This is a genomic window from Ochrobactrum chromiisoli, assembly GCF_026241335.1.
Lineage (GTDB): Bacteria > Pseudomonadota > Alphaproteobacteria > Rhizobiales > Rhizobiaceae > Brucella > Brucella chromiisoli.
Genome location: NZ_JAPHAV010000001.1, coordinates 1,102,059 through 1,125,523 on the forward strand (window position 1 = coordinate 1,102,059; position 23,465 = coordinate 1,125,523).

A 23,465-nucleotide genomic window follows, 5' to 3' on the forward strand; every position below is an offset into this window, starting at 1 on the left:
CATGTCGCGAGAACTTGTCTTGTAACGCTATCGCCTATGCGGCATGTATCCCTGATCTGAAATTTAAGGATGAGATGGCATGACGGCAGTTTCCGTTCGACAAAGCGATGAGAACAATCGCAGGCTGATCCGTTATTGGCTTTATGCGGTTTTCGTCGTGCTGATTGCGATTGTCATGGTTGGCGGTGCAACCCGCATGACTGGCTCGGGTCTGTCGATCACCGAATGGAAACCCATTCATGGCGTTATTCCACCGCTCAATCATGCAGAATGGCTGGAAGAATTCGATAAATATCGCCAGATTCCGCAATATCAGCAGATCAACAAGGGCATGTCACTGGAAGCATTCCAGTCCATTTTCTGGTGGGAATGGGCGCATCGTATGCTTGCGCGCTTCGTGGGCTTTCTGGTTGCGATCCCACTCGCATTTTTCTGGCTGACTGGACGCCTTAATACCACGCTGAAATATCGTATGCTCGGTCTACTCGCATTGGGCGGCTTTCAGGGCGCGATTGGCTGGTGGATGGTGGCATCGGGCTTAAGCGAGCGCACCAGTGTGAGCCAGTATCGCCTTGCAATCCATCTGACAACCGCCTGTATCATCATCACAGCCGTGTTTTATATCGCGCGCGGTCTGGCAAAATATACCGAACGCCCGGCCAAGCGGGCGATCCAGTGCTTTGCCGGATGGCTTGTCTTTGCCGTCTTGGTGCAGATTTATCTGGGCGGTCTGGTTGCTGGCCTCCATGCCGGTCTGACCTACAACACATGGCCATTGATGGATGGTTCGATCATTCCGTCAGACTTGTTTATTCAGTCGCCATGGTGGATCAATCTGTTTGAAAATCCAAAGACCGTCCAGTTTGTGCATCGTATGTTTGCATATACGGTTGTGGTCCTTGCCATTCTGCACTTGGTTCAAGTCTGGAAAAATGCAGCCGGAACCACGCATGCCCGCCGCGCAATCGTTTTGCTGGGCCTCATTCTGGTGCAGGCCGCGATTGGTATTGTAACGCTTCTGATGAGTGTCCCGCTTGATCTGGGGCTGACGCACCAGTTCGTCGCACTTATGGTATTGGCCTTTGCTGTTGCTCACTGGCGCGCAACCAAGGGGGCGTATCAGGATTAAAAAAAGCCCGGCTTAAATTAAAGCCGGGCTTTTCATTTCATGTTCGGATTATTTGCCGAGCATCAGGTTCATGTTCTGAACGGCTGCACCCGATGCACCCTTGCCAAGATTGTCAAGCAGTGCCACGAGATTGACCTGATTGTCGCCTTCGGTGCCAAACACGAACAGCTTCATACCGTCCTGGCCCGCAAGCTCTTCCGCATCGATACGCGAAAGCCTGCTGCTTTCTTCTAGCGAAACTACGTCCACAATATCCTGACCGGCATAATGTGCGCTCAAAGCCGCATGAACATCCTTAAGCGATGGCTTGCCTTCAAGCTCTGTCACGAACAGTGGAACCTGAACGATCATACCCTGCGGAAAACGGCCAACGCTTGGGCTGAAAATCGGACGACGATCCAGACGACTATGCAGCTGAAGTTCCGGCACATGCTTGTGGTGCAAGGATAAGCCATAAAGGAAGTTATTGGCCGTCAGATGCTCTGGATGGCTCTTGTCTTCCATCTGCGCGATCATCTGTTTGCCGCCGCCCGTATAGCCGGAAACCGCGTTGACGCTGATCGGATAGTCGGCCGCCAGCAGACCCGCATCGCGCAATGGACGCACCAGCGCAATTGCACCGGTTGGATAGCAGCCGGGATTGGCGACAAGACGGGCTTCTGCAATGCGTTCACGCTGTCCTTTTGCAAGCTCTGCAAAGCCATAGGCCCAGTCGGCATGGATACGATGCGCAGTCGAGGTATCAATGACACGCGTCGAGTTATGACCTTCAAGCAGCGCAACAGCTTCTTTTGAAGCATCATCCGGCAGGCAGAGGATCGCAATATCGGCAGCACGCAGATAGTCGGCGCGCAAATCCTTGTTGCGTCGCTCGGCTTCCGGGATGGAAATCACTTCAAGATCGTCGCGTTCGGCAAGGCGGCTGCGGATTTGCAGACCGGTTGTGCCGTGTTCGCCGTCGATGAAGATTTTCGGTTTCATGCGCTTTGCCTTTAGATTTCAGTAAGTTACGCCAATATTCGGAATCGATTTTAGAGCTTCTTGAATCAGTTTCTGAGCTTTGTTTATCGTCGTCGTGCCTTTTGTTCAGCCAGAAGCCCAAGATAATACATTGCAATGGTCGCTCCTGCGATTGCCGTTATATCAGCATGATCATAAGCCGGTGCAACCTCAACAACATCTGCACCCACAAAATCAAGTGCTGTGAGCTTGCGAAGTACGGAAAGCATCTTTGCCGAAGACGGGCCACCCGCAACAGGTGTGCCGGTTCCGGGCGCAAAGGCCGGATCAAGACAATCAATGTCGAAAGTCAGATAAGTCTTCTTGCCAGCGGTGCGCTTGAGAATTTCATCGGCAATAGCCTGCGCCGACATATCCTCGACTTCGTGGCCATAGATGATCTTGATACCGCAATCTTCTGGCGCATGTGTGCGTATGCCGATTTGGATCGAAAGGTCCGGATCGATAATTCCGTCACGAACGGCACGCGCGACGAAAGAGCCGTGATCGATGCGTTTGCCATCGTCAAACCACGTATCTTGATGTGCATCGAACTGAACGAGCGCCAGCGGACCATATTTTGCTGCATGGGCCTTGAGTAGCGGCCAGGTGATAAAATGATCACCGCCAAGGGTGAGCAAAAACGCATCGGATTTGAGGATTTTCGCGGCTTCCCGCTCAATCGTTGCGGGCGTTTTGTAATGATTGCCGTAATCGAGCAGGCAGTCGCCATAGTCGATGACAGCAAGATTTTCGAACAGGTCGCGTTCAAAAGGATATTGCGGATCATTGTCGAAAATCGCTGATGCACGCCGGATGGCCTGCGGACCAAAGCGCGCACCGGGGCGATTTGAAACCGCAGCATCGAAGGGAATGCCCCAGACAACAGCTTCAGCACCTTTTAGCGACTTGCTGTAAAGACGCCGCATAAACGACAGCACACCCGCATGGGTGGGGTCGGTGGCAGCGCTTGTCAGGCTGCGAGCGGTAAAAGCGTGGTCAATCGTTTTAGAGGGCATAGCCGGCTCCCGTATGGCATCTCAACTCTCTTAGCGCTTCACGAGGCAAAAGGGGAGATTGCTTTATGCGGTTTTCGCTTCAAACCCGTAAGCACGTTCTACACGGGCAATACGAACGCAATAAGTTTCGTACCACTTCTGACGGCCCAGCTTTTGCGCCACAAGATGATCGACGTCGCGTTTCCATGCGCGGATGCTGTCATCATCAGCCCAGAATGAATTGGTGATGCCAAAGCCTTCCGTATCGCGCGCACTCTCAATACCCAGATATCCGGGCTGCTGTGCGGCAAGCTCGACCATGCGGTCGGCCATTTCGCCATAACCATCATCATCATCGCGAAAACGCTGCGACGAGAATGAAACAACGAAGTAGGGAGGTTGGGGTGTGTTGGCGAAGCGCTGCGAAGACATTGACTGATTCCAGTTTTATATTCGGGCGACCAATAGCAAAAAAGCGGACCCGAAGGCCCGCTTTTCTGTAATTCCAAAGCGATAAATATTAACGCTTCGAGAACTGGAAGCTACGGCGAGCCTTAGCCTTACCGTACTTCTTACGTTCAACAACGCGGCTGTCACGGGTAAGGAAGCCACCCTTCTTGAGAACCGTGCGAAGGCCTGGTTCGTAGTAGGTGAGTGCCTTGGAAATGCCGTGACGAACAGCACCGGCCTGACCGGAAAGACCACCACCAACAACGGTAGCGATGACATCGAACTGGCCAGCGCGGTTTGACGCAACGATTGGCTGCTGCAAAATCATCTGCAGAACCGGACGTGCGAAATATGCGGCGAATTCTTTGCCATTGACTGTGATCTTGCCAGAGCCTGGCTTGACCCAGACGCGAGCGATCGCGTCTTTACGCTTGCCGGTAGCATAAGCGCGGCCCTGAGCGTCGATCTTCTGGACGTGAACTGGAGCGGCTTCTGCAGATGCAGATGCGATGCTGCCGAGTTCTTCGAGCGAGTTGAGCTGCTCAGCCATGATTATGCATTCCCTTTGTTCTTGCGGTTCAGCGCTGCGACGTCGAGGACTTCGGGCTGCTGAGCTTCATGCTGATGTTCTGCACCTGCATAAACGCGCAGGTTCTTCATCTGGCGACGGCCGAGCGGACCACGTGGGATCATGCGCTCGATAGCCTTTTCAAGAACGCGTTCCGGGAAACGGCCTTCGAGAATCTGGCGAGCAGTACGCTCCTTGATGCCACCTGGGTGACCAGTGTGCCAGTAGTAAACCTTGTCGGTGTACTTCTTGCCGGTCAGAACAACCTTGTCGGCATTGATGATGATGACATTGTCGCCATCGTCAACGTGCGGGGTGAAAGTTGCTTTGTGCTTACCGCGCAGGCGATTGGCGACGAGCGATGCGAGACGACCGACGACGAGACCTTCTGCGTCGATCAGAATCCACTTCTTCACCACTTCGGCTGGCTTCTGAGAAAAAGTTGCCATTGAAGTCTTCCTTGACTTAATCCCTGATCTTGCGATCCGGGCTTTTCTTGTTGCTTGTGTTGGTCTTACCAGTCGTAATGACGGTCAACCGTAACAGCATATGAAAGTAGATTCCCATATGTGCTGGGCGGGTCGATACACAGGTTTTAGCTGGCCGTCAAGAGCTTCTTTTGCATGGCTTTCGTAAAAATCAATTAAAATCAATGACTTATGCATTAGGTATTATAATACCCTATCTTTTTACCGTGGTGGAATGGAATAAGTTGCCGTTGCATGGGCAATGAGGTCATTTGTTTCACCGCTTGTAAGGCTTACATCCAGAACAGCCAAACGCTTGCCGAGCTTCAGAATTCGCGCCACGGCTTGCACAGTGCCCGGATCGGCTTTGCGCAGAAAATTGATGTTAAGGTTTGTGGTCACTGCCAGCGCTACAGGTCCGATATGCGCCAATATCGCTGCATAAGCCGCCACATCTGCGAGAGCAAAGAGAGAGGGGCCGGAAACAGTGCCGCCGGGACGCAAGTGCTGATCATTGGCGTGCAGGTGCATGGTCGCAGCACCCTCATTGACCGCGAAGATCTTAAAACTTTCATCAAGCTGCGGAAATTCGCGCTTCATAAAAGCCTGCAAATCTTCAATGCTCATGACGGGACTGAAGTCCGTTTGGTATGTGGTGGTGTCGCTCATCTTCTCTCCCTTATAATAATGAATAGGGGGAGTGTGGCTGCTCTTGCAAGCCTGTGTTTCTGTATGCTTACAATAAACGCCGGAATGATATTGGAGGCGCGCTATGCAGATATCTTCAGATAACGAAATTCGTGATATTCTTCAGTCCGTCAAAACGATTGCGTTGCTGGGTGCGTCCCCAAAGCCCGAGCGGCCAAGCAATGGCGTCATGAAGTTTCTGCTGAACCGTGGCTATCACGTTATTCCGGTTAATCCGGGGCAGGTGGGGAAAACCATCCACGGGCAGCAAGTCGTAGCAGAGCTTGCCGACATCAACGAACCGGTTGACATGGTGGATGTGTTTCGCGCGTCGGAAGCGCTCCCCGGTATTGTGGATGAAATGATGTCTCTGAAGCATCGGCCAACGGTTCTTTGGACGCAGCTTGATGTGGTGCATGAAGAAGCAGCAAAGAAGGCTCAGGCTGCTGGTATAAAAGTCGTCATGGATCGTTGCCCTGCGATCGAATACCCGCGTCTCATTGGTTAATCCTAAACCACGGAATTAATTTCTGTATTTGTGTCGCTTGGCGCAAATTCTTCCTTTGCTTTCTTTCAAGCAAAGCCTAACGTCCGGTCATATTATTTGGCATAGGCTGTCAGGAGGAACTCATGTCTAAGCGCTCACCCGGTATCGAAACACTCGCCGTTCATGCAGGTGCAAAGCCTGATCCAACCACCGGTGCGCGTGCCACGCCGATCTATCAAACAACGTCCTTTGTGTTCGATGATGCCGATCATGCAGCATCTTTGTTTGGTCTTCAGGCGTTTGGCAATATTTACACGCGCATCACAAACCCGACCACAGCGGTTCTGGAAGAGCGAATTGCAGCGCTTGAAGGCGGCACAGCGGCAGTTGCAACCGCTTCGGGACATGCTGCGCAGCTATTAGTGTTTCACACCCTGCTTCAGCCGGGTGACAATTTTGTTGCCGCGCGCCAACTTTACGGCGGCTCAATCAATCAGTTTGGCCAATCATTTAAGTCATTCGGCTGGCAGGTTCGCTGGGCTGACGCAACCAATCCTGCCGATTTCGCAAAGCAGATTGATGATCGCACGCGTGCAATCTTTATTGAAAGCTTCGCCAATCCGGGTGGTATCGTCGTTGACATTGAAGCGATTGCGGAAATCGCCCACAAGCATGGTCTGCCACTGATTGTCGATAATACGCTGGCTTCACCTTATCTTGTGCGCCCGATTGAACATGGCGCAGATATTGTCGTGCATTCGCTGACCAAGTTCATTGGCGGCCATGGCAATTCGATGGGCGGTATTCTGGTGGATGCCGGTACATTCGATTGGGCCAAGTCGGGCAATTATCCGCTTCTGACCGAACCGCGTCCCGATTATGCAGGTCTTGAATTGCATAAGACCTTTGGCAATATCTCTTTTGCGATTGCCGCGCGTGTTCTGGGTCTGCGCGATTTCGGCCCGGCTATTTCTCCATTCAATGCCTTCCAGATCCTGACAGGCGTTGAAACGCTGCCACTGCGTATGCAGCGTCATTCGGATAATGCATTGAAGGTCGCTACATGGCTGCATGGCCATGAAAAAGTGTCCTGGGTGAATTATGCAGGACTCCCGCATGACAAGTATCACGCACTTGCACAAAAATATTCGCCGAAGGGCGCGGGTTCTGTTTTTACCTTTGGCCTCAAGAGCGGTTATGAAGCTGGCGTCAAGTTTGTCGATAGTCTGGAGCTGTTTTCACTTCTGGCCAATATTGGCGACACACGTTCGCTGGTTATTCACCCGGCTTCCACAACGCACCGTCAGTTGACGGACGAGCAGAAAGTGGCCGCCGGTGCTGGCCCGGATGTTGTTCGTCTGTCGATTGGTATTGAAGACGCCGATGATATTATCGCTGATATCGAACAGGCGCTTGCCAAGGTCTGATGCGATGAGCCGGTTCCTCAGCTTTGATATTGATGGTGTGGAACCAGAAGAAAGCGCTCCGTTGCCGGAGCGCGTTCTTTTGGGCGATCCGCGATTTCTGACGTGGAATTTCGAGGAAAGTGCCGATGGCAAACTCTTTGCCGGCATATGGGAAAGCTCGCCGGGAAAATGGCGCATCGAATATGATGAGTGGGAATATTGCTATATCCTGTCTGGCCGCTCGATTGTCACAGAAGAGGGCGGGGAGAGCCGCGAAGTCATCGCTGGCGACCGCTTCGTTATCCGTCCGGGCTTCAAAGGGACATGGGAAGTGATTGAAACAACGCGTAAGGACTATGTGATCAGACTTTAAATGCTGAAAAGCGCTCAATTGCGCCCGCGTTCCCGTAAAGTTTGAGAAACAGCTCGACGCCGTGTGACACTCTTAGACTGATCTCTTCCTTACTCAACGGTTCACGCACTCCGAGCTTGATCTCGAGGTTGACAAATCCCAGCCACAGCCCTGCCAAATTGTCCGCAGCGACTGCAGGTTCTATGGCTAATAGTTCATTTCGGGAGCACGCTTTTGCTATAATGTTTGTAAGCAGTTCCTGCCCACGCCCCGGACCAATATCAAAAAACCTGCGAGGAAGTTCAGGATGGGCGGCCGATGCAGAGGCAATCAACCTGTCCCATCCATAAAGCTCGCGTCCGTTGATGAAATTGACATAGCGCAATCCGAAGGCAAGCAAAGCTTCCTTGATCGGAAGGTTTTGGGCAGCTCGGAATTCCTCATCTGTGATGGTACGGTCCGACTCTCGTCGGATTACGGCCTCGATGAGGTCTTCCTTGCTCGCCACGTGAGAATAAATGGTTGCCTTTGATACATTCGCAAGCCCAGCTATTTCGTCAAGCGTAACATCAAGGCCCTTTGCCAGAAACAAATCACGCGCAGCATTCAACAAAGCCGTGAGCTTCGTCTGGTCTTTTGGACGACCTCTTTGCCTGTTGGGCTTGCTCATACTGCGTTTCATTTCCAGCTTTTATCCCGTTAATAGGAGAGTATCGCGGCCATCAGCAAACCGCCCACAACGGTCACATGCTCAAGTGCGATCTGGAACTCATGCGTCTTTTTGGGCTCCTCGAACTTCCAGAATGGATGTCCGAGAGGAATTGACAAAAGCGTGAAGACACCCAGCGCACCGGCTCCAAGCCATCCTAGACCATAGACATTTGTGATAATCAAGGCTGATCCGAGCAATTGGCAGATGATCATCGCGACTGCGCAGGTCCTTGGAAACCTAAGCCCCGCGTCTTCCATCTCCTTTAGCACCAGGGGGAAATTAAACACCCCGAATAACCCAGCCATCCAGAAGAGAAGCGTTAGAAGAATTCTGGCGATAATCAATGTGACGGGATTTTCCAGAATGAGCACTATTATGTCAGGCATGGCGTCCTCAAAAAATTAACATACTCACCAGTATAGAAATTATTAACTAAACCGTCGAGTATGAAATATTGAACGCTGTGTTTCTATTTAAGCGCTATAAATCGTCAGAAAGTGCTGTATCCTCGCTGATCGCTACCAATTTAAAAGGAAATCCAATGTCGAAGGTTTTGGTTCTTTATTATTCCGCATATGGCCATATTGAAACGATGGCTTACGCAGTAGCTGAGGGTATTCGCTCGGCAGGTTCAGAAGCTGTTGTGAAGAGAGTTCCGGAGCTCGTTCCTGATGACGTGGCAAAAGCCTCTCATTTCAAACTTGACCAGGAAGCCCCGATCGCATCCGTCCAGGAACTGGTTGAGTACGACGCCATCATCGTTGGCGCGGGTACGCGCTTTGGAACAGTCGCTTCGCAGATGCGTAATTTCTGGGATCAGACTGGTGGCCTATGGGCGCAAGGTAAGCTCGTTGGTAAAGTAGGCTCGGTATTTACATCTTCCGCGACCCAACACGGCGGACAGGAATCGACCATACTCAGCTTCATACCAACGCTGCTTCACCATGGTATGGTGGTTGTAGGCTTGCCATACGCGTTTCAGGGGCAAATGGGTGTCGAAGAGGTGAAGGGTGGATCTCCTTATGGAGCTTCAACGATCACCGATGGCGACGGATCGCGCATGCCGTCTCAGGTTGAACTGGAAGCCGCTAGGTTCCAGGGCGCTCATGTGGCGAAAATCGCCGCCAAACTTGCATAACTCAACGGGGTTGATGGCAAGTTCATCTTAATTCGGAAATCGAGGAACAAGTCTCTGTGATAAGCAGGGGCTTTGTCCTCTATGCATATCTGCGTGGGAACCGCCCACGCAGAACTCAAGGTCAAAGACAGTGTCAGCTTTATTTTCTGCATTTCAACTAAAAGACGTCAGCCTGCGCAATCGTATCGCCGTTGCTCCTATGTGTCAGTATCAGGCACGCGATGGCTTTGTGAACGACTGGCATTTTGCACATTACGCGAGTCTTGCTCGTGGTGGGGCCGGTCTCGTCATCGTCGAGGCAACTGCCGTATCGCCTGAAGGGCGCATCACGCCCGGCTGCACCGGACTTTGGAAAGACGAGCAGACCGAAGGCATGGCAAAGGTCGCGGCTCTGATCAAGGCGGCAGGCGCTGTTCCCGGGATACAGATCGGACATGCGGGTCGCAAGGCAAGCGCCAACCTTCCATGGGAAGGTGACGATCATATTCCAACAGACGATCCTCGTGGCTGGGAGACAATCGCACCATCTCCGATTGCCTTCGGTGGTGGTCTCTCCAAAGTGCCGAAAGAGATGTCAATTTCGGATATTGAACGCGTTAAAGCGGATTTTGTATCTGCTGCAAGGCGTGCGAAGGAGGCGGGTTTTGAATGGCTCGAACTTCACTTTGCACACGGCTATCTGGCCTCCAGTTTCTACTCGGCCTATTCAAACCAGCGGACAGATGCCTATGGTGGAGATCAGGCCGGAAGAAATCGTTTCCTTATTGAGACATTAGCAGCCGTTCGCGATGTCTGGCCCGAAAACCTGCCACTTACCGTGCGTTTCGGTATCGTGGAATTTGATGGTCATGACGAGGAAATGCTCGCTCAGTCAATCAGCCTTATAAAGCAGTTTAAGCAGGGCGGTCTCGATCTTCTAAGCACGAGCATGGGCTTCTCTGCTCCGGTGGGCAAGGTACCATGGGGACCGGCGTTTCTGGTTCCGTTCGCTTCGCGTATACGCTCCGAAGCAGGTATTGCTGTCGGCTCGGCTTGGGTGCTAGATGCGCCGGGCGATGCCGAAAAAGCAATAGCGGACGATCAAATTGATGTGGTCATGATGGCCCGCGCTATGCTTGCGAACCCTCACTACCCCTATCAACTCGCGATGGCGCTAGGAGAAGAAAACCCTGCCTGGACGTTGCCCGCCCCGTATGCTCACTGGCTCGCGCGTTATCGGTCGAACAAAGGTGCTCTTTGAGAGCTTCGCTTTCGACCAATTTCTTTCCACCGACGGCGCGTTCGCTTTTACGCGTCTAACGCCGACCCTAGGCCAAAAGGTGATGAATGACCTCTCGTCCAGTTGCTCGCCATCCGCATCCTCACCTCTTGGCTGCTTCGCTTCCGAGGAAAATTCCGGACGCCCGGATCCGTTATGGAGAAGCAAGCCCGGTGCAGTTTGCTGACCTCCGACTGCCAAAAAAAACACCCCCAGCTGGCGGCTTTCCAGTTGTAATCTTTGTGCACGGCGGCGGATGGCTGGCAGATTGGAGCAAGGATTACGCAACGCCTTTCGTCGAGGCGCTGACTGAAACTGGAGTTGCCACTTGGGACATCGAGTTCCGGCGCCTCGGCAACCGGAATGGTGGATATCCGGGAACATTCCAAGATGTCGGCTTGGCTGCCGACCACCTGCGAAATCTCGCGCTTAAATACGCCTTGAACATCAATAAAGTTATTGCTGTAGGCCATTCCACCGGTGGTCATCTTGCTCTGTGGTTGGCGGGGCGGGGCAATTTACCATTAAATTCACTGACTTTTTCTGCTGATCCAATAGCTCTAAAAGGGGTCGTTTCACTCGGCGGTGTGAATGACCTTGAACATTCTCTCACGAGGGGAAGCAGAACGGATATCCATGATTTGCTAGGAATTCATTCTAGCCAGGTTGCTGAGCTTTTCACAGAAACGTCCCCTGCATGTCTCTTGCCGTTTAAAATCCCGCAAATATTGATCGCAGGAACACTGGAAGACGATTGGCGACGGGAAATGACCCGAGTCTACGCTGAGAAAGCGCGCGCTTGCGGAGACATCATCCGTTTAATGGAACCTGCGGACATTGATCATTTTGATCTGGTAGACCCACTTGGGCCGGCTTTATCGTTAGTTGCTGACGCGATCAAAACACTTATCGACCTTTAAGCTATGAGAATGAGCTCAAACAAAAAAAACATGATTAACGTGGTTGAGGCGGTTTGTCTGGGCTAGAAGGAACTGGTCTGCCCTTTAATTACGCCTCCTTGTCAAATATGTGCTGCATCCTTGCCGGAGCATGATCACTTTAAGGTCAATGCCTTATGAGAATGTTCGGGTCGCGTGAACTTTGAACGCTGTTGAAAGCTTGGGACGGCTGCACGGGTTTGCTGGGAAATGCTTTTATTAGAGGCGTGTCCCGGAAGGAGAATGACGGCTTTTCAGCCGATAAATAAAAAGCGGTCAATAAACGGTTGGTTTGACTTCGATTTCAATGGTTCTTTCTAATCTCGATACCATATTAGAAATGCACTGCCAGCCCAAGTATCGGCCCTTTTTGAATTACATCATAAACGAAACTATCTTGACTATAGTCGACACCGAGCGCGCGATAACCTGCAACGGCAGATAGATTGTCCTTGAACTGGTATCCGAGTGTTCCAGCAAAATCCCAATCCATTTTTGCCTGCCCCGCACCCACGACACCCCAGCCACTGAAGTAAAGATCATCTGTTAGGAAGTACTTACCTTGCATTCCGGCGACAGCATCAACCCATGCAGCGCTGTCGCGGCCGCTGTGCGCATCGAATAGCTACACATTTTGAGACTAAACGATTGGGAACGCGTGTCATCTTGATACAGCCTTTATCACTTACTGGCTGCTTTATGGGCTTCGAACGCCCCTGCTTTCTTAGACAAAAGTTTAGCCTGCCTGTTAATATCCCTGATGCGTCTTGACATGTTGGGGGAAATTGCGCATCCGGCATCATATTATTCTGGTTGCAACGTTGTTGTTTTGCGTGTGGGGCGCGAGAAACATCTGACAATTCGGCAACTAACGTATGCATAGTTCAATCGGGGGCGTATTGAAATGCAATTTGGTATGAATTGGGCTCCCTTGGGTGGCGCTGTAGTAATTTTAATATCGAGCTTCGTTCCCGCACAGGCGCAGGAAGCAGCTGACTCCATGGATAAAAAGGAAGCGCCTGCCATTGAGTCAAAGCGTTTTGATGGCAGGTTTTATCGTTTCGCTGAAGTCAAAGCCGCTGACGGGAAAGCTCTCACACTGGCTATTGCGAAGACCGCATCCGAAGCCGGCAAGAAGCGTTCCGGCAATGAGCCGTTATTGACCGCACTTGTGCCGTTGAATGCTGTGCTGCCAATTGGTCTTGGTTTGGCTGCCAATGGCAAAAATGTCGTCACGATCCCTTACCGCAATTGCAATCATGCTGGATGCTGGGCGCAGCAAAAGCTTGATCAGAAAATGCTGAGTGATTTGCAAAAAGGGTCTGCAGGTGAGGCGCGGCTGCGCCTGATGAACGGCCAGAACATCATTCTCAAATTTTCGTTGAAGGGCGTCACCAGGGCTCTCGCGGAATGGCAACTAACGGTCTCTTCACCCGCAATGAGATCACATGGCGCACGTTGCCTTGGAAGGGCAGTGAACTCCTGACCAGGCGGCTCAGCGAATTGCCGCCCTATGCGAGCGTTGATTATGACCATGTTTTGAACAGGCGCGATTTAGAATTGAAGGTGGCGATGGTTCTGGTTGGACTGTGGCAACGCGTCTGGCGGATGGCAATATTAATGCCGATATCGGCTATTCACCCATCATCAAGAGTACGGCCGATACCAACGGCAAGGATTTGTTTTTCGTCAGCACATCGCAGCAGTGGTGATGTGTGATCAGGGGGAACTATGGCAAATTTTGAGGCAATTACGATTAATAAACTTAAACGGCTTTTTGTTGCGACCATGACTGTGGTCGCATTGAGCATTGTTGTTGCTGGGTGTGTCACGACAAAGCGTGATCCGCAATTGATAGCTGCTTTGCAAGGTATCCGCGTATCGGAAGTACAAGTGCAGCTTGAACCCAAAGTCGTCAGTACGGTGCCTCTTATGAATGGACTGACGGTTGATCGGCAGGCAGAGATGGTACGGGCCGCTCTTATTTCAGAACTGAAGCGAGAGCTTATCGGCTATCCAGGTGGAACTCGCCCGGCTCGATTGATCGTCACTGTCACCCATCTTGATCTTGCGTCCGAGCAAGGGCGCGTACTTAGGTCTACAGATAGCACTGTTGAAGCAGAAGTCAGGTTGGAAGATGCACGCACGCGCCAACTGATAGCGTTTAATCCGAAAAGTCGTGGTGCAGATATTGGCTACAAGGGAGGTGGTTTGGCTATTCCTATTGCCATGGCTGTGAATGCAGCGACCACAAAGAGCCAGCAGCATCTTGTGGAGAAGCTAGCTGCTTACTTCACGCAGGGAGTAAAAGTCTGGCTGACGCCTCAGTGACGTATCAGCCAGCAAATTTATTAATCAATAAAATTATATGCTAGATCAGGAAGTCCAAAATGAAACGTGCTGTGTTATTTGCATTGCTTGGAACATCTGTCGTCCTTGCAGGCTGTGGTGGTCGTGAAGCAAAACCTATAGCAATAACCAATCCGACCGATAGCGCTTTTGATTGTGCGGGGATTTCCCGCGAGTTTGCTGCAAATGAGCGGCAGATAACGGTTACGCTGAAAGAACGCAGTCAGGCGCAGGGCAAGAATATCGTTCTGGGAGCCGCAGGCGTATTCTTCCTTCCCGCATTGTTTTTCATGGATCCGAAGTCACCTGAGAAGGTGGAGATTGATGCGCTGCGCAATCGCAACAAGGTTCTCGAAGACATTGCTCGCACCAAGAAATGTGCGGCACCAAAATCCCAACTGACCGAAGTTTACAAAAAACTCGATAATCCCGGCAGCGGGCAGTCCGTAAAATCCAGGGATTAAAAGGTGATGTTTGAGAGTTTAATCATGCAATGTTTCTTCAATAGCTTCGAGATCACAAGAGGATGCGAAAAATGAAAAATATATTAAAAAAATATACTTTAATTCTTCAGAAGTTTTTCCAATTTACATTGGTTACACTCATTGCTTCTGGTCTAACGGGGTGCAATTCAGTTGGTTCTTCGGGCGCGCCAGCAAATGTATCTCAAAAGGAAGAGCTTCAGGATTATGCCGGACTAAAAGCTTTCAAGGCGATATGTCTGGATACTGCCCCCTCATTCTCCAACGCTGTGGCAGTTGCTAGGCGTTTTGGTGTTCAGGATTTTATTGAGCTTGGCGAAGGCAAAGCGGGAATGTCTGCAGACAATTCCCTTTCTGCTCAGATAAAGCCCAACCACGAATGTGCCGTGACGACAGCCAAATACTCTGGAAACAGATTGGCTTTGCGTAAGGCCTTTATTGCGACTGTCTCATCGGTCACAGGAAAAGGCATGTCCGGAAGCAAGGTTCCTTTTACAGCAGAAATTCAAGGAGTTCCTTTGATTTTTATGCATGACCCAAATGGCGGAGAAGCATTTGTCATTCTTAGAGCCAAGTAGATTAATTTCAATCATCTAATTGTTATTATTAGGCAGGGTCGGCCACGAGGAATTTTGCATGCCGCCAATATTTCTCGCATGTATCCGCTTTTCCCAAGGGAACCAAGTGGATACATCGCTGGTTTGATCCTGCCGCATTTGCCAGCAAAGGCGTTGGCAGCCTACTTAGCGGGTTGTTGGTGTTTCAGCCTGTCTTACTGCAATCACGGCAACTGACACCTGATGTCAATGCACCGATTGGCAATCAGTCCGGCATAGGAGCTGCACCAAGCGGTGTTCCACTCGTTGATATTGTGACGCCCAGCGGATAGGGACTGTCGTATAATAAATAGGGCAACTTTAATGCCGGCACGCCCGGTCTGATCCTCAACAGTCACAATGGCGAGCTTGGTACATCGAAACTCGTTGGCGTGGCACCGGGTAATGCCAATCTGAAGAACAGCGGCCTGCGAGTGTCATTCTCAATGAAGTGACAAGCGGTAAACGAACTGTTCGACACGAATGGCTCGACCAGCACATCATTGAAAGTATAAAAGAGGCTCAGGACTTCGCAACACAATGGCTCGGGACAACGTTGTTCAGAGCGCGTCTTACGCCGGGGCGCAGTCGGCCCGACTATAGTGGCTTCACTGATCCAAAACGTAACACAGCCACGCTTTCGAAGACCTGCTTCATATTCTGTCCAGCTTGTAACCTTAAACTTTTGCTTCGATATCCAGTGACGACGAGCGGATTTGTGTTTGAAAGGCTGCGGCTTGTCCCAAATTCGCAGCAAGTCACAACACTACAAGCCAATGCTGCGGAACTCTGAAACAGAAATGGTATTCATGCACCGAACGCCCACAGGGACAAACGCCCCATTCCAGCGACGCGGTCAGCTTACAAACCATAAACAATCTATAGCTTTTATCGCCAAGGCGAGGGGTACGATGCTTGTCAAATTAAGGCATCACCCGTTTTCAAACATAACGCCCTCCCAGATTGATTAAAGACGACGTCCTAAGGTGATTATATAGTCACCACCTGGCTGCCTAGGCCGTATAACATCATTTCCAGTAATGCTCCGGCCCGTTTGAATTGATTCCCAACCTGCCCCGTTATTTCCAAGCCCACGTCTAATATATCTCCATCTGTCCCATCTATATGGATCCCCACCAACTTGTACGGAAAAATCTCTGTCTTTATAAACATAATATCTAGTTCCACGGCGAACGACGGGAACTTCTATAATTCTGTCATGCGTTTCATCTGCGGTCACTGACATATTATAGTTATAATCTTTCGCAACATCAATTAATGTCGAATTACTGTCCCGTTCTTCTACTCTTTGTCGTATATCTTCTGGCACAGGGTTCAACCTTGGCGGACCATAGTTCAGAGCTTCAGGAACGCGAGGCGCGACTGGCCCTGGGCGGGCGTAAGGCTCTACTCTGCGCTGATGTGGGAATGCGGCTTGTCGCGAGGCCCGCCCAGCACCTTCATGAACCGGCGAGGGCTCACGCATGCGTGCGTGAACACCGTCCTGTAGATCGGCCGAGGCTCTGTCAATGGCAATATGTGCCTGGGGTCGGGCTGCCTGGTCGCGCGCATGAAAATTAGCCACGTCTCTGTCAATGATTTCCGATGCACGAGCCATCTCAGGATCAAATGGAGCCTCAGCATCTCGCAGAATATTGAATAGTTCTTCGTCCATTAAACTACCTTTAAAAAAACAAGCAGCTTAAATTTGGCAACAAGACGTTTTGCTCGGATTGAATATGCAGATTGCATTCCTTGCCTCGCATACCACCCTGTCCGTTCGTCTCGTCTCATAAATGGAAACACAATAACACCGCGGCATAAACTGTCATAAGTTGTAGGTGAAAACGGATGAGGTGAGCTGATTGCGGGTGGCTTTGCAATTTCAGGCATGCCAGTGCGCAGGTCCACATCACTGCGCGGCGTTGGTGCATGAATGCCATTTCTGTTTCAGAGCACCTACAGTATCGGCTTGTAATGTCGTGACTTGCTGCGAATTTGGGGCAAGCCGCAGCCTTTCAAACACAATTCCGCTCGTCGTCACTGGATAACGAAGCAAAAGTTTAAGGTTACAAACTAGGCAGAGTATGAAGCAGGTCTTCGACAGCGTGTCCGTGGCGTGACATGCACGAACGCTATGGCAAATGGAAGTCGGTTTCGTGAGTCCTTTTTTATGCCGACTGCACAATGATGTGCTCGGACCACGGTGCTATTGATCGTGTCGGGGTGACGTCTTGCTCGACCATTTCCGCCAGCGTCTCCAGCATCACCTCGAACACACCTGTCGAAACCCAGCGCCGGTAGCGCCAGAAGACGCTGTCCCATTTGCCATACTCGTCGGGCAGGTGACGCCACTGTGATCCAGTTCGTGCAATCCACATCATGCCCCGAAATACAGCCGGTTGTCCTGCGCTGTATGGCATCCGCGCGCCCTTTCAGGTGGCAGAAATTCTCCGATGATCGCCCAAGGCCGCCTCTGAAAGACAGCCATGAATCAACAGCTGAGCCCCATGTCAACCTTTGTCCACGAAACCTAGCAACTGTTGCTAGCTTTATTGCTTCTCACTCACGAATTTCGTGAATAGGATATTCGGGAAAATTGCGGGATCCGCGGATAATAAAAACATCGAATACGATTCGACCGTTTTCACTAACTAAATGCTTCGCCAAGTGATTTGGGTCGAAAATCCGGGATAAATAAGGAAGTCGAGCTTTGCAGGATGCAGACACGGACGTGTCGCTAGCTTTTGTGTAGTTGCTAGCCTGTTGCTAGGTGAAAAACACAAAAAAGAGCCGCGAGGCTCTTGGTAAATTATATCAATGTTTTCAAGGAGGTAAGTGGTGGGCGATGAGAGACTCGAACTCCCGACATCTTCGGTGTAAACGTGGCGGTTGAAGCTTAAATCGTTGATTTATATTAGCTTTTTTCCGCGTTGGTTCCCGTTCGTTCCCGCTGTGTTCCGTTGATTTCTTGGCAAATCTTGGCGGTTCGTGGCGGTATTCGCCTTGTCAATCACTTCCCAGATTTCCAGAAAATGAATGACAAATCTATCATAGCAGACTGCTCCAGTCTCTTCTAGAACCCGCTCTTTTGACCTTCTCCCGGAGCATCGCAATATCTGAATCAGGTGTCTGCTCAACGATAGGATAGATCTCAAAAGGTGCATCCACGAGATCAAGCATATCACGAATAGCTCTGCGATGAGCATCGGCTTCAGATGTTGAAGAAGATACCGAAGTAGCAGTCGGAACCTGAATTTTCTTCGCATTACGCGAACGAATGCGCCCAGCTTTACCAGTCGTAAACAATCCATCGATGTCGCCCTGGTGATCAGGATGGTGATGCCCATAATGTTTTTTCAGGGTCCGCTCGTCAATGGAAAGGTAACCAGCGATATCACTGGTATTACCGCCGCCTTGCATGAGCCATGTCGCGGCCGTGTGGCGCATGGCATGCCGATTCAGGTCTTTACGTTCGACGTCGTCAGGAATGACTTTTTTTAATTCGCTGAAGAAAGCCTTAGCTGTCGAGCCTGCAGGTTTTCCAGAGCGTTCCACCAGATATCTAGCACCATTTTTATGCCACCGGCGCATATGCGCGAGCAACCGCATGGGGATGCGAATGGGGTCGGCTCGCTTGTTAGATGGCACCATCTCGCCTTCCCATGAACGGTAGAAGATGCCGTTTTCGAGGTCGATCCACGGACGGCCTTCTTCCTTGATAAATGAGGCTTCTTCCATGCGCTCGGTGCGCGTCCCTGTGTAAATACCAGTCAGGAAATATCGAGCGATGTGCCGTGTCGGGCGGGCCTTCGTCGTTATTGTAACACCACGGTTTTCTGCTTTCGCTCGCTTTCCAGTGTACGAATACGTCCCTTTTTTTCGGTAGAACGCCCAGAGTACTTTCGCGGCTTGATCGCGTGTGAAGAAGCCGTAACGAGACTTTTGAGGCGCTGGAAGCTTAAAATTGATCCGAGCATCAGCCATAACGTCGTCGCCGATGGCTAATTGAACAGCAGCGCGCAGATCTTCGAGCATGCGTCGAGTCGTTGATGCTGCATGTTTAGTTGCAAATTCCTCGCAACTGCGCTTGTTAATGTCAGATACAAGTTTGCGACCCCAAAAATCCAGGATCGCTTCCATTCGCTTGATAAAGTCGCGCTTTTGCTTTTTCTTGCTTTCCAAGCGTGGACTGATGTCGTGAATATAATGGTTGACGACATCCGCAATCGGCATCTCGTGCGCGGGCGTCTTCTGAGGCGTGCCCTTAAGAACCTGTTCAGAATGCTTCTTTGTCAGGTATGCTTGGAGGAACCTTTCAGCGCCGCCAAGGTCGTCAACGCCGCATCCAGTGCTGTACTGTTTGTCGTCGTCGTAGACGAAATAGACGGCTTTGTGTGTGACCCGCCCTGCGGCATCACGTCGTTCCTTCCTGAGCTTGAGATGCGCAGTTTTGCGGGGTCTTGACAACTTTCTAGCCACTCCTTGATAGCTTTTCTGGTCACGTAAAGGTTCTTTGTATTCGGACGAAGGACGGCAAGATGACCATCCGCTATGGCTTTTCTCAATGTCTTTATAGACATTGATTCTGATGGTGTCCGGAGCGTCGGTTCAATAGCAAAATACCCCTGAAGCTCCGGCAGACATATTGCATCTTCGAGTTTGAGCGGTGCGGTCTCATGTATATCTGCAGGAGATTTTCCTTGTAGATAGTCATCGAGTTCATCCAAGACCGCAAACGCCTCTTCTTCTCTAACTTTCTGAGCTTCGAGTGTCCGTATGCCGTCGTTTAAGAGGTCGAGGATATCGACCTTGTCTTTTTCAGATTCATTGGTCATCAGTCGCCAATCATCCCATATTCGTACATATAGCTATATTTTTTACATACTTTCTTATTCAGTCTACCTTCATACAAGTTAATCTGAGCAAGCTGGGGCCAGTGTCTTACATAAACACCGTCTTTGCCAATTCGCCCCGAATATTGCTGTTCGACCGCCGTTGAAGTGTCTTCTTTTGTGGCGACAATTTTAGTCGAACACAATACTTTGCTGGAATTCATTCGGTCAGCTACTACATGTCTGATTACGAGAGAATTCTTCTTATCTTTTACCTCAATCCAACATTGCGTTTTTTCCGTGTTAGAACACGTTCCGCTGCTTGCATAATGTCCTGACAAATCACTAGCCTGCGCGGTTGCACTCAGCGACAAAAATGCAACCGTAACAATTGCAATATTCTTCATTCTCAAGCCCCTTCTATTTCCCAATTTTCTTATCTTTCAGATGCTCAAAGATGTCATCTGCCAAAATCTGCGTCATAGTGCGCGGATCGTCCGCGCAGCTATTATTCATGTACCAGCTATCTGTCAGTCCGCAGGTTGGGCATCTTTCTGGCTTCCAACCCTGACCTTCGGTGTCACACTCGACGCAGAGCCATCGCCATTTTTGCTCAAGCGCACTCATAATACGCCTCCGGGAATTCAAATAATTCTTCCGGTTTCTGCATGCTTTTGAGCAGCCGAAGCCGAGTTTTGGACTTCAAAAGCTGGGTGATTTCATCACCCGTTAGCCGACCTCGTTCGATAAGTGTATTCGCGAGTTTCCGCACATTATCACGTCGTTTTTCGATGATGGTTTTGACTTCAGACATGCACTCTTGAAGAAGCGACTCAACCTTTTTCTGGACGTCAGGACGGCTCTTCAGTGTTGACAAAACAGGGTCAACCTCGGCTTCTGCAAGAAAAATGAGTTGATCCTGCTGACCTGTAGACAGCCACATGCGTGCACACCAAAAAGTTGCTTCTTTCAAGTCTGACCATCCGCCATCACCCTTATCACCGAAAACGATTTCTTCGGCTGCTAGACCGCCGAGCAGATGACGAACCATCGTCAAAACTTGGCTTTTTGTACGTAGATAAATCTCTGATGGTGGTCTGATGATTGCTACGCAACCACCGTTAAATTCACCTGAATCTGTCAAAACCTCGCGGCAAACTTCCGCGTAATCGATCTCTTTCTCATACTCAATTGCAATTATTGCGTGTCCGGCTTCGTGAACTGCGGATCGTGCTAAGGCTTCTGCAGGCATCGGCGTGCGAGCTGGAAGTGCTGCCAACAAATCTTCTAGCTTCAGATCACGACGCGCACGTCGAGCTGTCCGTCTAGCATTGCGTACGAGCGACTCTAACCACGCGCCAGCCATGCCACTTGTCCTGCTGACCACGGGTTCAAGATCAACGCCTTCGAGATCATTTTTCAGATGATATCTCAGGATTCCTTCACGTGCCGGGGCATCTGGAAGCGGGATTTCAATGACTTTATCTAGACGGCCGGGGCGTCTGAGCGCGGGATCGATTTTGGAAGGTAAATTCGTAGCCGCAATTACAACTACACCCTTACGCCCTTCAGAGCCGTCCAAGCATTCGAGCAAGCCATTAATCGCTTTAGTGTCGTAAGATTCATTGCCAGAAGCCCCCGAATTTCGGTCGCCTGCGCTATCGAATTCGTCGATGAATAAGATACATGGTGCCTTTTTACGGGCTTCTGCGAAGCTCGCACGCATGGCTTTCAGATAGTCGCCGAGGTGTCCTTTAGATTGCCATTGCGCGTACGATGTCATTACAATTTTGACGCCGCATGTGCGTGCAAGAGCTGACGCAAACGTGGTTTTTCCGGTACCGGGAGCACCAAAAAGCAGGATGCCTTTGTCGACTTCTGACCATGAAATTTCACCAGATTTCCAATCAGCGAGGTCGATTGCGAGATCACGACCCCAGTCGCCAGCGGCCCCTAAACCATGCAAATCATCGAGTGTGGGGCCATCATTTTCCGGTCGGAAATCGCCTTTGGTTTTCGCGATTCCGTCGCTCTTTCCGACGTTCAAATACGTGCGTACCATCATGACGCTCTGGCCAGTTGAACGATCTTTTGAGAAGATTTTCATCAACGTGAAAAGTGGAATCTTCACGAGTTGTTGGCCGATTTCCTTTGGCAAAAAGAAGTTCGGATCGATGTATTTTTTGACAGATTTCTCAAGGATGGATGGCGTGAGTTTAAGCTCGATATCAGCGTCAACAAGCTGATGAATCTCGCTGTAAACAGCGTGATCTGGACGCGCGTAGATAAAGACGCGCGTGTAATCGAAAATATGACTCAGAAGATCCGTTGCGTTTTTTAGAGAGCCTTCTGCATAATTTTCAAAATTCAGAGTAGTCGTTTTTTGAGGTCGATTACCGTGGTACTGCTGCTTGAAATTTCCTTCGAGCACATCTTCAATTCCGGCGTTAAACAGGTCGATTTGTTGCTCTTCAGCACGCAGGATAAAAGTGCAGGATGCACTAGCATCGAAAAATTTTGCGCGAGCTTCATCTGAGTGCGCGCACACACTTTCAGAGAAAATTTCATACAGAAGTCCGACTTTGAAATCTTCGATTACAGGATCAAAAAAATTGCTTTGCTCATTTGCGGAATCATTCTCATCAGGAAATGCAAAGTCGTCATCGGGGAGATTAATCGCATCTAGAATGTCATGATGCTGATCATGAGCATCCAATTCTTTTGCGACTTCAGCGCCGAAGCGTGGCTTCTCTTTATCCTTGCTGTTCATGGGTTTCTCCTTGTTTGAGCGCTCGACCCAGAAAAACTCTGGGGAGCTGGCATGTGCATGCGTAGTCCGCGAAAAATAATGTCGACGGCTGAAGTCAGGCCGTGGCGAAAGCGGTCACGGCAGGAAGACTGGCTTTAAGATGCTGAAAAGTTCGCGGCGTATAAGCGATATCAGGCAGATCGACACCGACGTCTCGGCTCATGCCTACGGCGTCCAGCTTTCCATGGGAATGGCCGTAGAAATGGACAGACCCGCGATTTGATGCAGGCCAAACGCGATGAGCATAGTGAGATAAAAAGACCCGTTCGCCGCCGTCAGAAGTGACAAGTGCGTGCGTGGGTTCCTGATCCCAGTCCAGTTCTGCGAGATGTGATAAAACGTTGCCGTCTCTGTCGACATCATGGTTGCCCAAGATCAGGATTTTGCGACCATTGAGCCGTCTAAAAATAGCCTTAGCGTGCGCAGGGCCGCCAAAGGAAAAATCGCCGAGGTGATAGACAATATCGGTCTGCTTGACGGCTGAATTCCACGCGTCGACGAGGAAGTCATCCATTTCATTTACTGAAGAGAATGGTCGATTGCAGAGACCGAGGATTGCTTCGTGTCCGAAGTGCGTATCTGCAATATAAGTCTTTTGAACGTAACTCATTTTAGGTTCCTTTCTAGTACGATTATGCAATGAATACGGGCAGTTAGCCTGTCGCCTTTCATGCAGTTATTCGTATCGAGAGAAGGAACCTCGTCATTTGTTTACGCCTCGGAAATGACACCTATGGCCGAAGAAATCGGACAACAATGTCGTTGATGAGACCATCATATACTAGGATCTCATTCCTATTTCAAG

General features: G+C 50.4%; 27 protein-coding genes and 2 pseudogenes. 12 read left to right on the forward strand and 17 right to left on the reverse strand.

From position 1 onward, the window contains the following. Window positions 1-79: 79 nt before the first annotated feature. Window positions 80-1,129, forward strand: coding sequence for a COX15/CtaA family protein (locus OPR82_RS05325; RefSeq protein ID WP_265983451.1), 1,050 nt, complete (start codon window positions 80-82; stop codon window positions 1,127-1,129). Between the two features lie 48 nt (window positions 1,130-1,177). Here the strand turns inward: OPR82_RS05325 and argC are convergent, their stop codons facing one another. The 6 genes from argC to OPR82_RS05355 all read right to left on the reverse strand — a co-directional run bounded on the left by argC (window position 1,178) and on the right by OPR82_RS05355 (window position 5,280). Continuing rightward, a complete protein-coding gene (gene argC / locus OPR82_RS05330) occupies window positions 1,178-2,110 on the reverse strand; it encodes an N-acetyl-gamma-glutamyl-phosphate reductase (RefSeq protein WP_265983453.1) in 933 nt (310 codons plus the stop codon). A gap of 83 nt (window positions 2,111-2,193) precedes the next feature. Beyond that, window positions 2,194-3,147 carry an agmatinase gene (gene speB, locus OPR82_RS05335; RefSeq protein ID WP_265983455.1) on the reverse strand — a complete coding sequence of 318 codons (954 nt, stop codon included), beginning with the start codon at window positions 3,145-3,147 and terminating at the stop codon, window positions 2,194-2,196. A gap of 63 nt (window positions 3,148-3,210) precedes the next feature. After that, a complete protein-coding gene (locus OPR82_RS05340) occupies window positions 3,211-3,558 on the reverse strand; it encodes an antibiotic biosynthesis monooxygenase family protein (protein ID WP_265983456.1) in 348 nt (115 codons plus the stop codon). A gap of 88 nt (window positions 3,559-3,646) precedes the next feature. Next, window positions 3,647-4,126 carry a 30S ribosomal protein S9 gene (gene rpsI, locus OPR82_RS05345; RefSeq protein ID WP_094506946.1) on the reverse strand — a complete coding sequence of 160 codons (480 nt, stop codon included), beginning with the start codon at window positions 4,124-4,126 and terminating at the stop codon, window positions 3,647-3,649. Window positions 4,127-4,128: 2 nt separating this feature from the next. Further along, window positions 4,129-4,593, reverse strand: coding sequence for a 50S ribosomal protein L13 (gene rplM, locus OPR82_RS05350; protein ID WP_007874511.1), 465 nt, complete (start codon window positions 4,591-4,593; stop codon window positions 4,129-4,131). A 240-nt stretch (window positions 4,594-4,833) separates the two neighbouring features. Beyond that, entirely contained in the window at window positions 4,834-5,280 is a 447-nt protein-coding gene (locus OPR82_RS05355; protein ID WP_265983460.1) for a PaaI family thioesterase, read from the reverse strand. 103 nt (window positions 5,281-5,383) lie between these two features. Here OPR82_RS05355 and OPR82_RS05360 point away from each other — a divergent pair, with 103 nt between their 5' ends. From OPR82_RS05360 to OPR82_RS05370, 3 genes are all read left to right on the forward strand, one after another. Further along, window positions 5,384-5,806, forward strand: coding sequence for a CoA-binding protein (locus OPR82_RS05360; RefSeq protein ID WP_265983461.1), 423 nt, complete (start codon window positions 5,384-5,386; stop codon window positions 5,804-5,806). 122 nt (window positions 5,807-5,928) lie between these two features. After that, a complete protein-coding gene (locus tag OPR82_RS05365; RefSeq protein ID WP_265983462.1) occupies window positions 5,929-7,212 on the forward strand; it encodes an O-acetylhomoserine aminocarboxypropyltransferase in 1,284 nt (427 codons plus the stop codon). 4 nt (window positions 7,213-7,216) lie between these two features. Beyond that, window positions 7,217-7,564 carry a cupin domain-containing protein gene (locus OPR82_RS05370; RefSeq protein ID WP_265983463.1) on the forward strand — a complete coding sequence of 116 codons (348 nt, stop codon included), beginning with the start codon at window positions 7,217-7,219 and terminating at the stop codon, window positions 7,562-7,564. On the opposite strand, the gene OPR82_RS05375 is transcribed toward OPR82_RS05370, so the two are convergent. Both OPR82_RS05375 and OPR82_RS05380 read right to left on the reverse strand, forming a co-directional pair. Beyond that, the gene (locus OPR82_RS05375; RefSeq protein WP_265983464.1) at window positions 7,554-8,156 is read right to left on the reverse strand and encodes a TetR/AcrR family transcriptional regulator; all 603 of its coding nucleotides are present in this window, start codon (window positions 8,154-8,156) and stop codon (window positions 7,554-7,556) included. The genes OPR82_RS05370 and OPR82_RS05375 overlap by 11 nt on opposite strands. An 86-nt stretch (window positions 8,157-8,242) precedes the next feature. Beyond that, the gene (locus tag OPR82_RS05380) at window positions 8,243-8,641 is read right to left on the reverse strand and encodes a DoxX family protein (RefSeq protein WP_265983466.1); all 399 of its coding nucleotides are present in this window, start codon (window positions 8,639-8,641) and stop codon (window positions 8,243-8,245) included. A gap of 155 nt (window positions 8,642-8,796) precedes the next feature. On the opposite strand from OPR82_RS05380, the gene wrbA reads away from it, so the two are divergent. From wrbA to OPR82_RS05395, 3 genes are all read left to right on the forward strand, one after another. Beyond that, the gene (wrbA, locus tag OPR82_RS05385) at window positions 8,797-9,393 is read left to right on the forward strand and encodes an NAD(P)H:quinone oxidoreductase type IV (protein WP_265983467.1); all 597 of its coding nucleotides are present in this window, start codon (window positions 8,797-8,799) and stop codon (window positions 9,391-9,393) included. A 130-nt stretch (window positions 9,394-9,523) separates the two neighbouring features. Further along, window positions 9,524-10,633 (forward strand): NADH:flavin oxidoreductase/NADH oxidase, encoded by a 1,110-nt coding sequence (locus tag OPR82_RS05390; protein ID WP_265983468.1) that lies wholly within the window; start codon window positions 9,524-9,526, stop codon window positions 10,631-10,633. Window positions 10,634-10,719: 86 nt separating this feature from the next. Continuing rightward, the gene (locus tag OPR82_RS05395; protein ID WP_265983469.1) at window positions 10,720-11,571 is read left to right on the forward strand and encodes an alpha/beta hydrolase; all 852 of its coding nucleotides are present in this window, start codon (window positions 10,720-10,722) and stop codon (window positions 11,569-11,571) included. A 352-nt stretch (window positions 11,572-11,923) separates the two neighbouring features. Here OPR82_RS05395 and OPR82_RS05400 read toward each other — a convergent pair. After that, a pseudogene (locus OPR82_RS05400) lies at window positions 11,924-12,190 on the reverse strand (hypothetical protein); the annotation flags it as partial. 399 nt (window positions 12,191-12,589) lie between these two features. Here OPR82_RS05400 and OPR82_RS05405 point away from each other — a divergent pair. The 5 genes from OPR82_RS05405 (at window position 12,590) to OPR82_RS05425 (ending at window position 14,998) form a co-directional block, all read left to right on the forward strand. Next, complete coding sequence (locus OPR82_RS05405; RefSeq protein ID WP_265983470.1) at window positions 12,590-13,075, forward strand: invasion associated locus B family protein; 486 nt, start codon at window positions 12,590-12,592, stop codon at window positions 13,073-13,075. A gap of 103 nt (window positions 13,076-13,178) precedes the next feature. Beyond that, a complete protein-coding gene (locus tag OPR82_RS05410) occupies window positions 13,179-13,301 on the forward strand; it encodes a hypothetical protein (RefSeq protein WP_265983471.1) in 123 nt (40 codons plus the stop codon). A gap of 19 nt (window positions 13,302-13,320) precedes the next feature. After that, entirely contained in the window at window positions 13,321-13,920 is a 600-nt protein-coding gene (locus tag OPR82_RS05415; protein WP_265983472.1) for a hypothetical protein, read from the forward strand. A gap of 59 nt (window positions 13,921-13,979) precedes the next feature. Next, window positions 13,980-14,402, forward strand: coding sequence for a hypothetical protein (locus OPR82_RS05420; RefSeq protein ID WP_265983473.1), 423 nt, complete (start codon window positions 13,980-13,982; stop codon window positions 14,400-14,402). 71 nt (window positions 14,403-14,473) lie between these two features. Further along, entirely contained in the window at window positions 14,474-14,998 is a 525-nt protein-coding gene (locus OPR82_RS05425) for a hypothetical protein (protein WP_265983474.1), read from the forward strand. A 574-nt stretch (window positions 14,999-15,572) separates the two neighbouring features. Here the strand turns inward: OPR82_RS05425 and OPR82_RS05430 are convergent. From OPR82_RS05430 to OPR82_RS05465, 8 genes and pseudogenes are all read right to left on the reverse strand, one after another. Then, window positions 15,573-15,764: pseudogene (locus tag OPR82_RS05430) on the reverse strand (IS5/IS1182 family transposase); the annotation flags it as partial. Window positions 15,765-17,187: 1,423 nt separating this feature from the next. Beyond that, complete coding sequence (locus OPR82_RS05435) at window positions 17,188-17,439, reverse strand: transposase (RefSeq protein ID WP_265983475.1); 252 nt, start codon at window positions 17,437-17,439, stop codon at window positions 17,188-17,190. Between the two features lie 628 nt (window positions 17,440-18,067). Further along, window positions 18,068-19,252 (reverse strand): site-specific integrase, encoded by a 1,185-nt coding sequence (locus OPR82_RS05440; protein ID WP_265983476.1) that lies wholly within the window; start codon window positions 19,250-19,252, stop codon window positions 18,068-18,070. Between the two features lie 59 nt (window positions 19,253-19,311). Continuing rightward, window positions 19,312-19,854 (reverse strand): hypothetical protein, encoded by a 543-nt coding sequence (locus tag OPR82_RS05445; protein WP_265983477.1) that lies wholly within the window; start codon window positions 19,852-19,854, stop codon window positions 19,312-19,314. Next, window positions 19,854-20,258, reverse strand: a complete 405-nt coding sequence (locus OPR82_RS05450) for a hypothetical protein (RefSeq protein WP_265983478.1) — start codon at window positions 20,256-20,258, stop codon at window positions 19,854-19,856. Before OPR82_RS05450 ends, OPR82_RS05445 begins: the two co-directional genes overlap by 1 nt. A 13-nt stretch (window positions 20,259-20,271) precedes the next feature. Continuing rightward, complete coding sequence (locus OPR82_RS05455) at window positions 20,272-20,478, reverse strand: hypothetical protein (RefSeq protein ID WP_265983479.1); 207 nt, start codon at window positions 20,476-20,478, stop codon at window positions 20,272-20,274. Further along, window positions 20,465-22,621, reverse strand: coding sequence for an AAA family ATPase (locus OPR82_RS05460; RefSeq protein ID WP_265983480.1), 2,157 nt, complete (start codon window positions 22,619-22,621; stop codon window positions 20,465-20,467). The genes OPR82_RS05455 and OPR82_RS05460 overlap by 14 nt, the downstream gene beginning before the upstream one ends. 94 nt (window positions 22,622-22,715) lie before the next feature. Continuing rightward, window positions 22,716-23,270 (reverse strand): metallophosphoesterase family protein, encoded by a 555-nt coding sequence (locus tag OPR82_RS05465; protein WP_265983481.1) that lies wholly within the window; start codon window positions 23,268-23,270, stop codon window positions 22,716-22,718. Window positions 23,271-23,465 lie beyond the last annotated feature (195 nt).

Excerpts from the sequence above, each read along its gene's own strand:
- speB (WP_265983455.1), bottom strand. The coding sequence starts at position 3,147 with ATGCCCTCTAAAACGATTGACCACGCTTTTACCGCTCGCAGCCTGACA.
- OPR82_RS05340 (WP_265983456.1), bottom strand. The coding sequence starts at position 3,558 with ATGTCTTCGCAGCGCTTCGCCAACACACCCCAACCTCCCTACTTCGTT.
- OPR82_RS05450 (WP_265983478.1), bottom strand. The coding sequence starts at position 20,258 with ATGAAGAATATTGCAATTGTTACGGTTGCATTTTTGTCGCTGAGTGCA.
- wrbA (WP_265983467.1), top strand. The coding sequence starts at position 8,797 with ATGTCGAAGGTTTTGGTTCTTTATTATTCCGCATATGGCCATATTGAA.
- rplM (WP_007874511.1), bottom strand. The coding sequence starts at position 4,593 with ATGGCAACTTTTTCTCAGAAGCCAGCCGAAGTGGTGAAGAAGTGGATT.
- OPR82_RS05325 (WP_265983451.1), top strand. The coding sequence starts at position 80 with ATGACGGCAGTTTCCGTTCGACAAAGCGATGAGAACAATCGCAGGCTG.
- OPR82_RS05380 (WP_265983466.1), bottom strand. The coding sequence starts at position 8,641 with ATGCCTGACATAATAGTGCTCATTCTGGAAAATCCCGTCACATTGATT.
- OPR82_RS05355 (WP_265983460.1), bottom strand. The coding sequence starts at position 5,280 with ATGAGCGACACCACCACATACCAAACGGACTTCAGTCCCGTCATGAGC.
- OPR82_RS05370 (WP_265983463.1), top strand. The coding sequence starts at position 7,217 with ATGAGCCGGTTCCTCAGCTTTGATATTGATGGTGTGGAACCAGAAGAA.
- OPR82_RS05435 (WP_265983475.1), bottom strand. The coding sequence starts at position 17,439 with ATGCCATACAGCGCAGGACAACCGGCTGTATTTCGGGGCATGATGTGG.
- OPR82_RS05465 (WP_265983481.1), bottom strand. The coding sequence starts at position 23,270 with ATGAGTTACGTTCAAAAGACTTATATTGCAGATACGCACTTCGGACAC.
- OPR82_RS05460 (WP_265983480.1), bottom strand. The coding sequence starts at position 22,621 with ATGAACAGCAAGGATAAAGAGAAGCCACGCTTCGGCGCTGAAGTCGCA.
- argC (WP_265983453.1), bottom strand. The coding sequence starts at position 2,110 with ATGAAACCGAAAATCTTCATCGACGGCGAACACGGCACAACCGGTCTG.
- OPR82_RS05395 (WP_265983469.1), top strand. The coding sequence starts at position 10,720 with ATGACCTCTCGTCCAGTTGCTCGCCATCCGCATCCTCACCTCTTGGCT.
- OPR82_RS05420 (WP_265983473.1), top strand. The coding sequence starts at position 13,980 with ATGAAACGTGCTGTGTTATTTGCATTGCTTGGAACATCTGTCGTCCTT.
- OPR82_RS05405 (WP_265983470.1), top strand. The coding sequence starts at position 12,590 with ATGGATAAAAAGGAAGCGCCTGCCATTGAGTCAAAGCGTTTTGATGGC.
- OPR82_RS05445 (WP_265983477.1), bottom strand. The coding sequence starts at position 19,854 with ATGACCAATGAATCTGAAAAAGACAAGGTCGATATCCTCGACCTCTTA.
- OPR82_RS05455 (WP_265983479.1), bottom strand. The coding sequence starts at position 20,478 with ATGAGTGCGCTTGAGCAAAAATGGCGATGGCTCTGCGTCGAGTGTGAC.
- OPR82_RS05365 (WP_265983462.1), top strand. The coding sequence starts at position 5,929 with ATGTCTAAGCGCTCACCCGGTATCGAAACACTCGCCGTTCATGCAGGT.
- OPR82_RS05440 (WP_265983476.1), bottom strand. The coding sequence starts at position 19,252 with ATGCCGATTGCGGATGTCGTCAACCATTATATTCACGACATCAGTCCA.
- OPR82_RS05415 (WP_265983472.1), top strand. The coding sequence starts at position 13,321 with ATGGCAAATTTTGAGGCAATTACGATTAATAAACTTAAACGGCTTTTT.
- rpsI (WP_094506946.1), bottom strand. The coding sequence starts at position 4,126 with ATGGCTGAGCAGCTCAACTCGCTCGAAGAACTCGGCAGCATCGCATCT.
- OPR82_RS05425 (WP_265983474.1), top strand. The coding sequence starts at position 14,474 with ATGAAAAATATATTAAAAAAATATACTTTAATTCTTCAGAAGTTTTTC.
- OPR82_RS05360 (WP_265983461.1), top strand. The coding sequence starts at position 5,384 with ATGCAGATATCTTCAGATAACGAAATTCGTGATATTCTTCAGTCCGTC.